General features: G+C 61.0%; 15 protein-coding genes. 9 read left to right on the top strand and 6 right to left on the bottom strand.

All coding sequences use genetic code 11. From position 1 onward, the window contains the following. Positions 1 to 80: 80 nt before the first annotated feature. Positions 81 to 854, bottom strand: a complete 774-nt coding sequence (locus P272_RS0106385) for a (S)-acetoin forming diacetyl reductase (RefSeq protein WP_029678711.1) — start codon at positions 852 to 854, stop codon at positions 81 to 83. Between the two features lie 207 nt (positions 855 to 1,061). Between P272_RS0106385 and rpmE the strand changes: the two genes are divergently transcribed. From rpmE to P272_RS0106345, 8 genes are all read left to right on the top strand, one after another. Continuing rightward, positions 1,062 to 1,274, top strand: a complete 213-nt coding sequence (gene rpmE, locus P272_RS0106380; protein WP_015022244.1) for a 50S ribosomal protein L31 — start codon at positions 1,062 to 1,064, stop codon at positions 1,272 to 1,274. Between the two features lie 103 nt (positions 1,275 to 1,377). Further along, positions 1,378 to 2,466, top strand: coding sequence for a peptide chain release factor 1 (gene prfA, locus P272_RS0106375; RefSeq protein ID WP_029678709.1), 1,089 nt, complete (start codon positions 1,378 to 1,380; stop codon positions 2,464 to 2,466). Between the two features lie 23 nt (positions 2,467 to 2,489). After that, positions 2,490 to 3,425 (top strand): peptide chain release factor N(5)-glutamine methyltransferase, encoded by a 936-nt coding sequence (gene prmC / locus P272_RS0106370; protein WP_029678708.1) that lies wholly within the window; start codon positions 2,490 to 2,492, stop codon positions 3,423 to 3,425. 16 nt (positions 3,426 to 3,441) lie between these two features. Next, the gene (locus tag P272_RS0106365) at positions 3,442 to 4,137 is read left to right on the top strand and encodes an L-threonylcarbamoyladenylate synthase (protein WP_081709081.1); all 696 of its coding nucleotides are present in this window, start codon (positions 3,442 to 3,444) and stop codon (positions 4,135 to 4,137) included. Then, the gene (locus tag P272_RS0106360) at positions 4,134 to 5,324 is read left to right on the top strand and encodes an MraY family glycosyltransferase (protein WP_029678706.1); all 1,191 of its coding nucleotides are present in this window, start codon (positions 4,134 to 4,136) and stop codon (positions 5,322 to 5,324) included. The genes P272_RS0106365 and P272_RS0106360 overlap by 4 nt, the downstream gene beginning before the upstream one ends. A gap of 66 nt (positions 5,325 to 5,390) precedes the next feature. Continuing rightward, on the top strand, positions 5,391 to 6,938 hold the full coding sequence (guaB, locus tag P272_RS0106355; protein ID WP_029678705.1) for an IMP dehydrogenase: 1,548 nt from the start codon (positions 5,391 to 5,393) through the stop codon (positions 6,936 to 6,938). Between the two features lie 194 nt (positions 6,939 to 7,132). After that, positions 7,133 to 7,834 carry an oligoribonuclease gene (gene orn / locus P272_RS0106350; protein ID WP_029678704.1) on the top strand — a complete coding sequence of 234 codons (702 nt, stop codon included), beginning with the start codon at positions 7,133 to 7,135 and terminating at the stop codon, positions 7,832 to 7,834. A gap of 40 nt (positions 7,835 to 7,874) precedes the next feature. Next, a complete protein-coding gene (locus P272_RS0106345; RefSeq protein ID WP_029678703.1) occupies positions 7,875 to 9,281 on the top strand; it encodes a PIF1 family DEAD/DEAH box helicase in 1,407 nt (468 codons plus the stop codon). A 45-nt stretch (positions 9,282 to 9,326) separates the two neighbouring features. Here P272_RS0106345 and P272_RS0106340 read toward each other — a convergent pair whose 3' ends face one another. The 5 genes from P272_RS0106340 to P272_RS09310 all read right to left on the bottom strand — a co-directional run bounded on the left by P272_RS0106340 (position 9,327) and on the right by P272_RS09310 (position 13,515). Next, complete coding sequence (locus tag P272_RS0106340; protein WP_052323221.1) at positions 9,327 to 9,797, bottom strand: GNAT family N-acetyltransferase; 471 nt, start codon at positions 9,795 to 9,797, stop codon at positions 9,327 to 9,329. A gap of 252 nt (positions 9,798 to 10,049) precedes the next feature. After that, the gene (locus tag P272_RS09315; RefSeq protein ID WP_044097853.1) at positions 10,050 to 10,829 is read right to left on the bottom strand and encodes a hypothetical protein; all 780 of its coding nucleotides are present in this window, start codon (positions 10,827 to 10,829) and stop codon (positions 10,050 to 10,052) included. Further along, positions 10,829 to 12,088, bottom strand: coding sequence for a hypothetical protein (locus P272_RS0106330; RefSeq protein WP_172636719.1), 1,260 nt, complete (start codon positions 12,086 to 12,088; stop codon positions 10,829 to 10,831). Before P272_RS0106330 ends, P272_RS09315 begins: the two co-directional genes overlap by 1 nt. Before the next feature lie 239 nt (positions 12,089 to 12,327). Continuing rightward, positions 12,328 to 13,113, bottom strand: coding sequence for an ABC transporter ATP-binding protein (locus P272_RS0106325; RefSeq protein WP_029678699.1), 786 nt, complete (start codon positions 13,111 to 13,113; stop codon positions 12,328 to 12,330). 66 nt (positions 13,114 to 13,179) lie between these two features. Then, positions 13,180 to 13,515, bottom strand: coding sequence for a hypothetical protein (locus P272_RS09310; RefSeq protein ID WP_155805029.1), 336 nt, complete (start codon positions 13,513 to 13,515; stop codon positions 13,180 to 13,182). A gap of 377 nt (positions 13,516 to 13,892) precedes the next feature. Here P272_RS09310 and P272_RS0106320 point away from each other — a divergent pair, with 377 nt between their 5' ends. Further along, positions 13,893 to 15,707: a proline--tRNA ligase gene (locus P272_RS0106320; protein ID WP_029678698.1), complete on the top strand. Its 1,815-nt coding sequence runs from the start codon at positions 13,893 to 13,895 to the stop codon at positions 15,705 to 15,707. Positions 15,708 to 15,803: the final 96 nt, after the last annotated feature.

Here is a 15,803-nt window from a genome sequence, read left to right as displayed (position 1 = left end):
TAAATGAACATGGACCCTCGCTGTCGGACAGAACCGGCTGGCGAGGGTTCATCATATGTGGACGAAGCCTTGCTACAGACTCACTGGAACTGCATGCCGCCGTCCACAATCAGGGTCTGGCCGGTTACGTAGTCGGAGTCATGCCCGGCCAGGAAGGCTACGGCATTGGCCACATCCTCCGGCTCGGAAAGCCGTCCCAGGGCGATGCCGTCCGAGAAGGTGGACATGCCCCACTCGTCATCCTTGCCGGCGTTGACCCCGACCTGATGAGCGATGTCCATCATCATGGGCGTCTTGACAATGCCGGGGGCGTAGGCGTTGGCGGTGATGCCCTCCTTGGCAAGATCGCGTGCAGCCACCTGAGTCAGGCCGCGGATGGCGAACTTGGTGGAGGAGTAGAGCATCAGGTTGGGGTTGCCCACCACGCCGGCCTGACTGGCGGCGTTGATGATCTTGCCCCCGTGGCCCCGATCGCGGAAGGCCTGAACGGCGGCCTGCATTCCCCAGATGGTTCCTGCCACATTGACGTGGTAGACCTTGTCGAACAATTCCGGCGTGATGGACTCGATGGGGGTGGTCGGTCCCAGGCCGGCGTTGTTGACGATCACATTAAAATCGCCCAGCTTGGTGGCGGTCTTCTCGACGGCTGAGCGCACCTGGACACGGTCGGTCACGTCCAGGGTGACGGCCATGGCCCGTCCCTCTGATTGATTGATGGAGTCGGCCACTGCCTGGGCCTTGTCTGTATTCATATCCGCCACGGCCACGGCGAATCCATCCTTGGCCAGACGGCGGGCAATAGCCTCGCCGATTCCCTGGGCTGCCCCTGTAATGAACGCTACTTCCTGCTGCATTGCTGCCCTCCTTTGTCGCCTCGCCGGGTCGGTCGGCCCGACTGTTTGATTCTAAAGGGCGCTCGGCTCGCCACACCGGTTGGCGGATTCGGCGTGTGGCGCAAGGGTGCCATAATCTCTCCGGGTTGCGCTAGAATATTACGCGGTTGCCGGTTCACGTCCGCCACAGGGGCGGTCGACCCGGGGCCCTTGGATCTAGGAGTAACCATGAAGCAGGGAATTCATCCCGATTATCATCCCGTTGAGGTCACGTGCTCGTGCGGCAATACCTTCATCACCCGTTCGACCGCTCCCGGCGATCATATGACGGTTGATGTCTGCTCGCACTGCCACCCCTTCTACACCGGCAAGCAGAAGATTCTGGACACCGGTGGTCGCGTGGCTCGGTTCGAAGCCCGTTACGGCAAGAGGACCAAGTAGCACTTCCAACGCCAGTCCCTTCCGGGTCGCTCTGCTATGCCCGGTGGGGACTGGCGTTTTTTATGACTTGAACCATGCGGATGAGCGGACGGGAAGGGTGTAGATGAGCGAGGAGCAGTTTCCGGCAGCGGTGGCTGCCGTCGAGGAGTACGGTCGCCTGGAAAAGCAGATGAGTCAGCCCGAAACGGCCTCAGATCCGGCGCAGATCCGCAAGCTGGGCCGCAGACATGCTGAGCTCGCTCCCATCGTTGATGCTTATCAGGCCTATCAAAGCGCCGTGGAAGATAGCCGGGCGGCCGAGCAGATGGCACGGGAGGATCCTGACTTCGCCGAAGAGGCCAAGGCCATGGCTGACCGGATACCGGACCTGGAACAGACCCTGCGTACTGCTCTTATTCCGCGCGACCCCGATGACGGCCGTGACACGATTATGGAGATCAAGGCCGGCAGCGGCGGTGAGGAGGCGGCTCTCTTCGCTGGCGATTTGATGCGTATGTACGTGCGGTATGCCGAAAAGCGTGGCTGGACCACCGAAATCATGAGTGAGAACCGTACTCAGCTGGGCGGGGTCAAGGATGCCCAGCTGGCCATTCGCGCTCGCGGCCAGGTGGCTCCTGCCGACGGCGTCTGGGCTTCACTCAAGTACGAGGGCGGCGTCCATCGGGTCCAGCGTATTCCCGTCACCGAGTCCCAGGGCCGCATTCAGACTTCAGCCGCCGGAGTCATCGTCTTTCCTGAGGCCGACGAGGACGACGACGAGATCGAGATCGACCCCAAGGACCTCAAGGTTGACATCTTCATGAGTTCCGGCCCGGGAGGACAGTCCGTCAATACCACCTACTCGGCTGTGCGCATGACCCACATTCCCACCGGCATCGTGGTCTCCATGCAGGATGAGAAATCCCAGATACAGAATCGCCAGGCTGCCCTGCGGGTGCTCAAGTCCCGTCTGCTGGCCATGAAGCACGAGGAGGAGGCCGCCCAGGCCGCCGACATGCGCCATTCCCAGGTCCGTTCCCTGGATCGGTCCGAGCGTATCAGGACCTACAACTTCCCGGAGAGCCGGATCGTGGACCACCGAACCGGCTACAAGGCCTACAACCTGGAACAGGTGCTGGACGGCGACCTGCAGGCCGTTATCGACTCCGATATTCAGGCCGATGAGGCCCGCAGAATGGCATCACAGGGGTGAATCAGCAGGAGCATGGGACCAGTATGGCTGAGCTGGTCGATAGGGGCCATCGCCTGCTGGCCCAGGCCGGTGTGCCTACGCCGCTCAATGATGCCAGGCTGCTGCTGGCCGATGCCCTTGGATGCGATCTTCATCAGCTGGATCAGGCCCTGCTCTTGGACCGGACAGCTGAGGAACTGCTGACGAATGAAGGTGGTCGCAGACAGGCTGATGGTTTTCAGTCGGCGGCCCTGGACCGTTATCGGTCCCATCTGCAACGGCGGGCCGGACGCGAACCCCTGCAGTACATTCTTGGCCATGCCTACTTCCGTTATTTGGATCTCCGCCTGGGACAGGGGGTCTTTATTCCCCGTCCTGAGACCGAAACGGTGGTCCAGGCGGGAGTGGATGCCTTGACCAGGGTGGATCATCCACTGGCAGTGGATCTGTGCTCGGGCAGTGGGGCCATCGGCCTGTCCCTGGCCACAGAGGTTCCAGGAGTGCGGGTCCGGGCCGTGGAGGTCGACAAGGAGGCATATCGGTGGGGCGCGTTGAACGCCGCCGCTCAGGAGGCCGCCATCCGGGAGGTTGGATCCGATTATCAGCTGATGCTGGCCGATGCCACGGATCCCGCCACCCTGTCTGATCTGGATGGCCGGGTGGATCTGGTCATCAGCAACCCTCCCTACGTCCCCATGGATGCGATTCCCAGCCAGCCTGAGGTGCGTGACTGGGATCCGGACCTGGCCCTCTATGGCGGTTCGCCTGATGGGTGTCTCTTGCCCTGCCGCATTCTGGACAGGGCCATGGTGCTGCTGGCTCCCGGCGGTCTGCTGGTCATGGAACATGATGCCTCCCAGGGGCCGGCCATGGTCGCTGCTGCACTGGAGCGGGGGTATGTTCGGGCAAGCACTCATCGGGACCTGACTGGCCGCGACCGCTATCTGACGGCCTGGCGGCCTGCCATGGTCCTGGGATAGATTGGAAGCTGGTCACATGAACATGTCGAGCCGAAAGGTCGTGATGCAGGGTATGAGCCGGGTGATGACCTATGACAGTCGCTCGCCGCAATTGCTGGCCCGGGTGGTGGCTGCCGGAGGACTGGCGGTCATTCCTACCGACACGGTCTATGGCATCGTCTGTGATCCATGCAATGATGCGGCCATCGATAGGCTCTTCCGGGCCAAGCATCGTCCCAGGACCAAGTCCATTCAGGTGCTGCTGGAGGGGGTCGAGGCCATGGACCGGCTGGATCTTAGCCTGCCTGCGCCTCTGGATCGCCTGGCCGACGCCCTGTTGCCGGGTCCCTTTTCGCCTATCGCCCTTGTGGGGAGGTCCTGCCCCCTGCGCACCCCTCGGATGGAGCCCGATGGTCCCACCCAGGCCGTCAGGGTTCCTGACTCGCCCATCTGTCGGGCGCTCCTGCAGGTGACCGGGCCCTTGGCCGCTTCCAGCGCCAACCGATCGGGCAATCCCAGCGTGGAAACCGTCCAGCAGGCCAGAGCCGAGCTGGGTGACAGCGTCGACCTTTACCTGGACGGGGGGCCGACCCCGGGTTCAGTGGCCAGCACGGTGGTGGAAGCCGACAAGACTGATCCTGACGGAATACATGTGCTGCGGCAGGGCGTAATCGGCGAGGCCCGGGTCCGTGCCCTTCTGCCGGGCCGGTCCAGCGGAGGTGAGGGCCAGTGAGGGTATACCTGTTCATTGCTGCCATCGCTGGCGGGGCCACCTGGCTGGTCATGCCCATGGTTCGTCACCTCGCCATCCGTGTCGGCGCTGTAGGCGTGGTCCGCGCTCGCGACGTACATAAGGTGCCCACCCCTAGGATGGGCGGCCTGGGCATGTTGATCGGCTTTGCGGTGGCCATGTGCTTCGCCTCCCGCATTCCCTTCATCACAGGCCTCTTTCAGTCCGGCCATCAAGCCTGGGTCATCCTGGCCGGGGCCGTGGCCATCTGCCTGCTGGGTATAGCCGACGACCTTTGGGATCTGGACTGGATGCTCAAGCTGGCCGGCCAGTTGCTGATTTCGGTCTTCGTCTCCTGGGGTGGTATCCAGATCATCTCCCTGCCTCTGGGATCCCTGGTGGCGGCCTCGCCCAGCCTGTCCATGGCCATCACGGCATTCCTGATCGTGGCCTCCATCAATGCGGTCAACTTCGTGGATGGGCTGGACGGCCTGGCTGCAGGCATCGTGGCCATCGGGGGCATCGCTTTCGCCATCTACTCCTATATCATCGCCCGCATCTCGCCCGACTACGCCTCCCTGGCCACGCTGATCGACGTGGCCATGGTGGGCATTTGCGTGGGATTCCTCCTGCACAACTGGCATCCGGCCAAGCTCTTCATGGGCGACTCGGGATCCATGCTGTTGGGATACCTGATCACCTGCGCCTCCATTGTGGTCACCGGCCGGCTGGATCCGGCCACCATTCATGCCAGCATCTATCTGCCGGCCTTCATGCCCATTCTTCTGCCCATCCTGGTGCTTTTCCTGCCTGTTCTGGACATGTGCCTGGCCATCGTCCGAAGGCTCAGCCACGGGCAATCCCCCATGCACCCCGACCGCATGCACCTGCACCACCGTATGCTGCGCATCGGTCACACGGTTCGTTCCGCTGTCCTTATTCTTTGGGGCTGGGCCGCCCTGATCGCCTTCGGCTCGCTCTTTATCCTTTTCTTCCGTCTGCGATATGTCCTGATCGGTCTGGGCCTGGCCGCCATACTGCTGACCTTCGCCACCCTCTACCCCTACTACCGCCGTCGACTTCCCGAGATCAGGCGCGAGAACGCCCTACTTGCCGCCCAGGGCTCGCAGCATGCTGCCAGACCGCCTTGGCATCGCAGGAGCCGCCACGATAACAATGAGGACAGCTGATTCGCTGGATGAAACAGTACGGACACGATACTCTTAACGGTCAAGAAGCACTTGTAGCATGGTGCTATGGCTATGGAAAACCCACAAAGCGAACCCTCCTCCTACACTCAACTGCCCGACGCCTTCCAGAAAATCGGTCTGGCCTATGACGACGTCCTTCTGCTGCCCAACGAATCCGATGTCATCCCCTCCGAGGTAGACACCACCACCCGGCTGACTCGGAACATCACCATGAAGTCCCCGGTTCTTTCAGCCGCCATGGACACCGTCACCGAGGCCACCATGGCTGTGGCCATGGCCCGTAACGGCGGCATCGGCGTCCTCCACCGCAATCTCAGCATCGAAGATCAGGCCAATCAGGTTGACATCGTCAAGCGCTCCGAGTCCGGCATGATCTCCGACCCCCTGACCGTCACCCCGGATGCCACGCTGACCGACCTGGACAAGCTCTGCTCCACCTACAAGGTCTCCGGTCTGCCTGTGGTGGATCGTCGGCAGCGGCTGGTGGGCATCATCACCAACCGTGACATGCGTTTCGTCAATCCCGCCGACTTCGACCGGCTCAAGGTCAGCGACATCATGACCAAGGACCACCTGATCACCGGTCCGTCCAACATCACCAAGGAAGACGCCCACCAGCTTTTGGCCAAGTACAAGGTGGAGAAGCTTCCCCTGGTCGATGACGAGGGCAAGCTGACCGGGTTGATTACCGTCAAGGACTTCGTCAAGACCGAGCAGTACCCCGAAGCCACCAAGGATGAGCGCGGCCGTCTGCGCGTGGCCGCCGCCGTCGGATTCTTCGGTGACGCCTGGCAGCGCATCACCGCCCTGGCCGATGCCGGGGTAGACATCTTGGTAGTGGACACCGCCCATGGCCACGCCAAGCTCATGCTGGATATGATTCGCCGGATCAAGGCTGATCACGCCTTCGACCATGTGGATGTGATCGGCGGCAATGTGGCCACCCGCGAGGGCGCCCAGGCACTGATCGATGCCGGCGTTGACGCGGTCAAGGTCGGCGTGGGCCCCGGCTCCATCTGCACCACCCGCGTGGTGGCTGGCGTGGGCGTGCCCCAGCTGACCGCCGTCTACGATGCCGCCCTGGCCTGCCGCCCTGCCGGTATCCCTCTGGTGGCCGACGGCGGAATCCATTACTCGGGAGACATCGCCAAGGCCATCGTGGCCGGGGCCGATTCGGTCATGCTGGGCGGTCTGCTGGCAGGCACTGAGGAGGCCCCTGGTGAGAAGGTCCTCCTGCATGGCAAGCAGTACAAGGTCTATCGGGGCATGGGCTCCCTGGGTGCCATGGCCCCTCGCGGCAAGAAGAGCTACTCCAAGGACCGCTACTTCCAGGCCGACGTCACCAGCTCCGATAAGGTGGTGCCCGAGGGTGTCGAGGGCGAGGTGCCCTACCGTGGTCCTCTCAACTACGTGCTCTACGAGCTGGTCGGCGGCCTGCACCAGACCATGTTCTACACCGGTGCCCGCACCATCCCCGAGCTGCAGCGCAAGGGCCGGTTCATTCGGATCACCGATGCCGGTCTGCGTGAATCGCATCCCCATGACATCGTCATGACCAAGGAGGCCCCCAACTACTCAGGCTTCCACAACTGAGCCTACATAGGCGGGTGATCGGCGCAGGATCTCATCAGGACCTGCGCCGATTGCATATCTCGTGCCCGTTACGGTCCGGTCGGACGGGCTGACGAATCCTCTGCCGGTCACGTGCTGGCGGTATCTTGTAATGTTCCGTCCAAGGCGGCGGAAGGAGCGATCCGGGGCCCGACCCGGATCTGAAAGGCGTACAGATGAGCGATAAGAATGATCTGACTTTCTCTGCGGAGGAATCCCGCATGATCTGGATAGACTGCGAGATGACCGGTCTGGATATCTTCCATGACGAGCTGTGTGAGGTCTCCGTTGTTCCCACCGACTTCAACATGAAGGTCCTGGACAAGGGCATCGACCTGGTCATCAAGCCCTCCCAGGCGGCCCTGGACCATATGGGGGATTTCGTCAGGAAGATGCACACCTCCTCCGGCCTTATCGAGGAGATGAAAACCGGCCTGGACCTTGAGGAGGCCCAGCGTCAGGTAATCGAGTACGTCAAGCCCTTCCTGCCCAAGAACGGCAAGGCCCATCTGGCTGGCAACTCGGTGGGTTCCGACAAGAAGTTCCTTGACAGGTACATGCCCGATCTGATGGCTCTTCTTCATTACCGGGTCATTGACGTGAGCACCCTCAAGGAGCTGTCCCGCCGCTGGTACCCGGACGTCTACAAGAACAAGCCAGCCAAGCATGGCGGCCACAGGGCCCTGGCCGACATCATCGAGTCCATGGACGAGCTGCGCTACTACCGCTCCATGTTCTTCGTTCCGGCTCCCGGACCCGACCAGGCCCAGTCCAAGGCCGGGGCGGAACAGATCGAGCAGACCAGTCTTCTGCGCCATTACGAAGAGTCTGGCAATCCTGTCGAGGATGCCAACAAGCCCGAGAAGACCGACTACTGACAGGCGTGGCCATGTACCTCTGACGTGGCACCATGGAGGCATGCAGCAATCCGAAGCCTTGACCATATTGAATGCGGGGGCCAATGCCTTCATCACAGGTGCCCCCGGGTCAGGCAAGACCTTTGTGCTCAACGAGTTCGTCGCCCAGGCCCGCCAGGCCGGGGCGGTTGTGGCGGTGACCGCCTCGACCGGCATCGCCGCCACGCACATCAACGGCCAGACCATCCACTCCTGGAGCGGGGTGGGAATCGCCACCTGCATGACCGAATCGCTCTTGAAGCGGATCAAGACCCGCCGCCGCAGGCAGATCGAGGGCACCGACATCCTGGTCATCGACGAGGTCTCCATGATGCACGCCTGGCTTTTCGACATGGTGGACCAGGCCTGCCGGGCTGTCCGTCACAGCCCCGAACCCTTCGGAGGGATCCAGGTGGTCCTTTCCGGGGACTTCTTCCAGCTGCCGCCGGTGACGAGGTCCAACCGAGCTGCGGGAATACCGCCCAGCCCTGAATTCCAGGCTGCCCGGGAACGTTACGCCCGGGCCGGCAAGGACCCGGACGGGTTCGTCACCGAATCACTGGTCTGGCAGGACCTGGAACCGGTCATCTGTTACCTGACCGAGCAGCACCGCCAGGACGATGGCCAGCTGTTGACCGTCCTGACTGACATCAGGGAGGGTGGTGTCACCCAGGAGGACCATGATGTCCTGGCCACCCGTGTGGGCGCAGTGCCCGCTCCCGGCCAGGTGGCGGTCCACCTCTTCCCGGTCAACAAGCAGGCCGACACGCTCAACGACCAGCGCCTGGCCTCCATCGACGAACAGGCCCACCATTACCAGGCCACATCCCGGGGCGAGGCCAGGCTTGTGGAGCGTCTGAAGAAGAACATGCTGGCTCCCGAGGATCTGGCCCTGAAGACCGGAGCCGCAGTCATGGCCCTGCGCAACGACCAGGATCATCAATATGTCAACGGCTCTATAGGCACAGTCAGCGGATTCACCAGCTCGGCCAAGGGGGGATGGCCGATCGTCTCCTTCCAGAACGGTAACGTGGTCACCATGAAGCCGGCCGCCTGGGAGACCATGGATGGTGACACGGTCTTGGCCGCCGTCAACCAGGTACCTCTTCGCTGTGCCTGGGGGATCACCATCCACAAGTCCCAAGGGATGACCTTGGACAGGGCGGTCATGGACCTGAGACGGACCTTTGCGCCAGGGATGGGATACGTGGCCCTCTCCCGTGTGGAAAGTCTGAATGGGCTCTACTTGACAGGCATCAATGAGCACGCCTTCCTGGTCTCTCCTGATGCCGTCGTTCTGGATGCGGGTTTGAGGGCCGAATCCAAGGCGGCCTGCGCCCGTCTGAAAGATGAAGGTCCTGAGTCCTTCACCAAGCGCGCCGTCGGTCAGGAACCGGAAGACGAATTCAACCAGGACCAGCTTTTCTGAAGGGTCGGCCTTACCTGTCTTGGGCCGGTGCGGTCGTTCGGGTCGCTAGAGACACCATGACAGACGGACCATGTCTTTAAGGGTGATTCCGTTCTCGACAATGGGCTGCTGGTAGCGGTCTACAAAATAATCCCGCACAATGCGGTCCATGCGAAATCCGCATGTCTGGTAGAAGCAAAGGGCTCCAAAACTGGTGGATCCGGTGCCCACTTCCAATCTTCTCAGACCCAGCCCGACAGTTTCCATCTTGGCTCGCTCTATTAATCTGCTTCCAAGTCCCTGTCTGCGAAAAGCACGGTCTACGCTGATATTGGCGATTTCCAGGGTATCCGTGTTTCGTCTGACAAGCAGCATGACGCCGGCCAGGGCTTGTTCCACTCGGATTTCATAGGCGCGGGAATTGGTGAAAACGTCATGGATTATCCGTTCCGAAGGATCTGCCTCCAGGAGAAGCGTCATGTGCTCTGCATCGAGGTCGGTGAAGATCTGGATGGTCACACCCGGCTCTGATGACATAGGTGCCCGCCTTGTCCTTGTAAATCAGAAAACCTGTTTGATATACAACCATCATATCTTGGCCCTCTTTATAGGAGAGGGTAATACTGGAGAGATGCCGGATGTCAGGATGTTAGGTTGAGGATTTGCCGACCTTTTCCGGTATGCGCCGTTTGGTTTGGGTTCGGTTGACGGCCAGGTGGACTCGGACAAACTCCTGCGCTGCTAAGGCCGGCAGGGTCTAACACCTCTCACACGCAGCTGTGCTGGCTTTTATTTCTTGTCCATGATCATTCCCCGGCCTCCGGTGACCGTCCAGAGTAAGACGGCGAAGACTGTCAAGACCGCTGCAATCGCCGGCCAGATCCCCTGTCCAGGAACAGGCGGTTTGATGTCCTCGGGGTATAGACGAAGCGTCAGCCCCATGCCTACCTGCATACCTTGGCTGGCGATATTGATCACTGCCAGCCCTACGCCCAGCCCAAGCCCGTAGAAACGACCCAGTAATGCGATGCCGAGCATGACCAAGGATGCGTCGACCAGGCCGTTGCAGGCAGCCAGTCTGAGCAGCGACTGTGCGGTTGTCGGGTCACCGTGGGAGCTAGGTATGGTAAGGAGGAGGCTGAAAAGAAACGGCAGCATCAGCACGCCTGTCCCGGCAGCCAGGGCTCGCCAACGGACGCGCGCCAGGTTCAGGCGCTCCCAGGTGGGCATAAGCGGGGCGAGCATGACCAAGGCACATGCGCTGAACGCCGCGTAGGCCAGCTCGGCCATGGGCACGACACTTGGCACGGCGCTTTTGCCTTGTGGGCATTGGGTGTGCACAGCGTCGTTGAATACCACTGCATGTGGATCAGGAAGGCAGACGTACCCGTAATAGGCTGGTCGAGCATAGATCTCTCCGCCGGTAGCGGAAGCGGAGACGGAGGCAAGCAGGAAGGGTACGGCCGCAGCCAGCGCGATGAATGCCAAGGCCGCCCATGGGTTGCGCCCAGCCAGCCATCCGACCGAGATTCCGCCTCTCTTGGAACCACGTCGATGCCGGCCGCCCATCAGTGGCTCTTCCCCAGATCATCGATGACATTGGACGGCGTGACGGCGCAGCGTTCGATCTCAGAGAGGTTGCGACGCACGTAGGCATGGAACTCTTCATCAGTGGCATCGTTAAGCAGATCAGCGGCAGGGCCTCGGGCGCTTCCCATCCCAGAGCTCCCGTTTCCTCCGCCCAACGCCTCGTAGGCGGTCTCGCTCATGCGCTGGGGCAGCTGTTCCAGCACAAAGGCGGACACGCTGGCACCGTCATCCAGTGTCCGTTGTTTATACACGTTTTCAAGTGCCGTAGCCGCGCAGTCGGCATGGACGAATTCCTTCACGATGGCCTGTGTGACATCAGCTAGGTCGCTGTATCGTCCAGTGCGTTCGGTGACTGTGTCGGTCATTACCTGTATCTTCTTGCCGCCCAAGTGCTGCAATTCGGTCAGGCCCTGGTCGGTGAGATTCCATGCCTGGCCGTGGGTTGTGGGCGTAAAGGCGTTGCCCAGCAAAAGCACAAGGCCCGAGCTGTCCTCCACACTGTCCTTGGGGAACCATGAGGCGGCCGACCGCATATATCGCATATAGCGTCTCAGGTGGGCGCCATCATCCGGGTGGGCACACACTGATAGCGGCACGCCGTCTATGCTTTTGCAGACGGGGGTGAACGGAGCGGACCGGCGCCATTCTGCCGGACCGGACATGGCGACCAGGCCCCCGGCAGCAGTCGGAACAAGCAGAAGCACCGCCAAGGGGGCGACTATCCATGACAGGCCGGGCCGCCACCGGTGCGCGGTCAGAATGCATGCCGCTGTGGACGCGGCCAGCACTACTACGACCAAGACCCAGCGTGCTGTCACCGCTGAAGGGTTAATACTGAGTCCCGGCTCGGCACCGATGCCCGTGTCCATCACCGGCATCGCCGCGGCCAGTGGTGACCCCCAGGCTCGGGGGAACACGTCACCCTTGGGTGTGCGTGGCATCAGCAGAAATACACTGCCCCAACACAGGGCGGCAGGCAAAAGCGTGGCCGGTACCAGGGACCAGCGGCTACCCATGATGGCCCCGAGTGCATAACCCAGGGCGAACATGGCTGCCGGCACTGCCATGCCCATGAGCAAGGCTCCCACGGGAACCGACCCGCCTGTGAACCGCAGTGTCTGGACGATGGCGGGAAGACAACCTGCCGCATAGGCCAGGGAACCCAATGCGGCACCCTTTAGGACAGGCACGCCGTACCTGCGGACAGCCGAGCCCCCGATCCAGGGCGGCGCGACCATGGACCGCGGGGAGCATGCCTTCCAGGCACTCCACGCACCAAACATGCAGGCAATCACATCCGTCATTAGATGCATCCAGGTCAGGTCAAGCTGCAAGGCCGCATCTGTCAGTACCCACGGAGACGCGTCTGATCGGCCGACTCCGTAGTTGCGCACCGATAATGCGGCCGGATATGCCATCATTGACAGAAAGAACACCAGCGAGCTCAGCGGTGACAGGGGATTGAGCAGCCGGGCCATTATGAGACCTCATCTTGGTCGGATGGCAGGTGTCCAGTCCGCGTCAGAAGCTGTCGATAACCAGATTCCCAAGGCGATGCCATTGAGTCCTCAGGATTGGCTAAGGCGGCGAGATCATCCATGTGTCCGTCCAAGAGCAGACGCCCGTTATTGAGCACCAGTACACGGTCGGCAATTGCGGCCAGGTCCTCGACCAGATGCGTGCTCACCAGCACTGTGTGGCTGTCGGCATAGGCATCGAGGAATCTACGCACCTCAATGCGCTGCACTGGATCGAGGCCAACGGTTGGCTCGTCCAAGACAAGCACGTCGGGACGGGCGACAATCGCGCAAGCGATGCCCGCTCGTTGACGCATGCCACCGGACAGGCTGCGCACCTGATGCCGGGATTCCTCGGACAAGCCCACCTGTTCCAATGCCCACACCGCTGCATCACAGGAAGCTTTCCAGGACAGACCGCGCGCCCATGCGGCGTACCGTACGTTGCGCAAAAGACTGGAAGCATTCATCAGCTCGAACGATTGCGGCAAATAGCCAATCCGACTCCTGGCCCGACGTCGTCCGGAGTTGGTCAGCACATTCGCGCCGGCTATCCTGACACTGCCCGACGAAGGACGCGACAAGGTGGTCACAATATTCATCAGCGTCGTCTTGCCGGCACCATTGGGCCCCAAGAGCCCGAATACGCCATTGCCGAAGTTCAAGGACACATCTGACAGCGCCTGTTTACGGCCGTAGGAGAAAGACACGTGCGAGAGAGAAACGTCTACTTGATAAGTCACCATTGAACCAAACCATAAAAAGAGAAGCGGCTCTTCTTTACAAAGAACCGCTTGACCAACCTATTAGTCTTACGAATTTCCTACTTCCAAACTCACAGGGTTGCCACTTGGAACATCGTTAACACCAAATGGACACCCACCAGAATAGCTGGTGCCGTTCTTTATCCAACCGGTGGCTTGATCGGGCCATAATCTACAGGCAATCTTTGCCCTGGCATATCGAGGCGAATTTTTGCAAGTAATTTTGGCTTGATTATTATGCCGAGTAGCTTTGCACGGGACAGATACTCTCGTCCCCGAGAACGTCACCGCCTCATCGGCATATACTGCTGCTGGGACTGCTGCAAACATACCAAGCGCAGCAATAGCAACGAGAAGTTGTCTCATGATTTTGAAGAGCTTCATTGTTCCCCCTTACTTATAGAGTCCATTCTCTATTAGAGGTATTACCTCAATACATAGTCTATAATAAATTATTATACGAGTCAAATCCAGCTTTCCCTGCGCTTCTTCCCAGATTCGCGGTCGTCCTGATCGGCCTTGATTGTCCCTCTGGGTTATGGTCACCATGGCTAAGTGCAATTGGAGTTATCAATCGTGTCCGGGCAAGCGTTGTCTACCAGGATAATTTTCTTTCAACATTGTTGGGTAGTCGTATGTAACGAGAGCGGGTTTCTCTGCAAGAGCGTCCATAATCGCAGATTTCAGGCTCTCCTGCAGCAAATTGTCACAGGTCATCTTTTATGGCTGCTTGTCCCTTTGCGCGCATATCTTTGGGAGGTATGAGAACCAAAGCCATGCGCATGTCAACCCTCTTTCTGCGGACCCTCAGGGAGGATCCGGCCGACGCCGATGTGGACTCGGCCAAACTCCTTCAGCGTGCCGGATACGTCCGCAAGGTGGCCCCGGGCATCTTCACCTGGCTGCCACTGGGTCTGAAAGTCCTTGACAAGGTCCAGGCCGTGGTCCGTGAGGAGATTAACGGCATTGGCGCCCAGGAGGTCCACTTCCCGGCCCTGCTGCCTCGCGAGCCCTACGAGGCCACCCACCGATGGGAGGAGTACGGCGAGAATCTCTTCCGCCTCCAGGACAGGCACGGCGCTGATTACCTGCTGGCTCCCACCCATGAGGAGATGTTCACCCTTTTGGTCAAGGACATGTACTCCTCATACAAGGACCTGCCGGTGGTTCTCTATCAGATCCAGACCAAGTACCGCGACGAGTTCCGTCCCCGCGCCGGGCTGATCAGGGGTCGCGAATTCATTATGAAGGATGCATACTCATTCACCGTGGATGAGGAGGGGCTGAAGAAGGCCTACCAGGATGAGCGCGGCGCCTATGAACGAATCTTCAAGCGCCTGGGCGTCAATTACGTAATCGTCCACGCGGTCTCCGGACCCATGGGGGGATCAGAGTCCGAGGAATTCCTGGCTCCGCTGCCCATAGGTGAGGACACTTTTGCCCTGGCTCCCTCGGGCAAGGCATGGAATGTTGAGGCGCTGACCACCCCGCCCCCCGAGTCCGTCGGCTATTCCGAGACCCCGGCCATGCAGGAGCTGGATACCCCCGACTCGACCACCATCGACACTCTGGTGGAGCGGTTCAACCAGCTGCATCCCCGCCAGGACGGCCGGGACTGGACCGCTGCCGATACTTTGAAGAACCTGATTGTGGCCGTCAAGCACCCTGCCGACAATGACCATCCCGAGGGCTGGCGGGAGCTGGTGGCCGTCGGCCTGCCGGGCGACCGTCAGGTGGACATGAAGCGGCTGGAGGCCCAGTTCGCCCCGGCCGAGATCGAGGAGGCCAGTGAGGCTGACCTTGCGGCCCATCCCGAGCTGGTCAAGGGGTACATTGGTCCTCGCGTGCTGGGCCCTCAGCGTTCGGACAGTGAGTCCGCCGCTCATATCCGCTACTTCCTCGACGCCCATGTGGCGCCCGGCTCAGCCTGGGTGACCGGTGCGGATGCCCAAGGAGTGCACCTGGCCAATGCGGTCTACGGGCGTGACTTCCAAGCCGACGGAGTGGTGGAGGCCGCCGAGGTCCGTCACGGGGATATGAGCCCTGACGGATCAGGACCGCTCAGCTTCGAACGTGGCGTGGAGATAGGGCAGGTCTTCCAGCTTGGACTGAAATACTCTGACGCATTGGGTCTGAAGGTTCTGGACCGCAACGGCAAGGCGGTGCCGGTCTGGATGGGTTGCTATGGCATCGGCATTTCCCGCGTGCTGGCCTGCATCGCGGAGATGCATCACGATGACAAGGGTCTGGCCTGGCCCAAGGCTGTCGCTCCTGCCGCGGTTCATGTGGTGGCCACCGGCAAGAAGCAGGAGGCCTTCGATGCCGCTGAGAAGCTGGTCGCCGATTTGGAGGACCGTGGCGTGGAGGTCCTCTACGATGACCGGCCCAAGGTATCCCCCGGGGTCAAGTTCAAGGATGCCGAGCTGATCGGGGTGCCCCTGGTCGCCATTGCCGGACGCGACACCATCGCCAACGGCACCATCGAGATTCGCAACCGCGACGGTTCGGATGTGCAAGCTGTTCCTGCTGATCAGGCCGCTCAGGTGATTCTTGATCGGATCGCAGCCCTGCAGTAGGGCATGCCACACCCATGGTTGCTTATCGCAACCAATATAGAGGGGCGGGGCCCTGGTCACGTACATCATGGCGTGACCAAGGCCCCGCCCTTTGGT

It is taken from the genome of Bifidobacterium sp. 7101, from assembly GCF_000499285.1.
GTDB classification, from domain to species: Bacteria; Actinomycetota; Actinomycetes; order Actinomycetales; family Bifidobacteriaceae; genus Bombiscardovia; species Bombiscardovia apis_A.
Note: the sequence above shows the minus strand (reverse complement) of the source record. Positions and strands in the feature narration are given on the sequence as shown.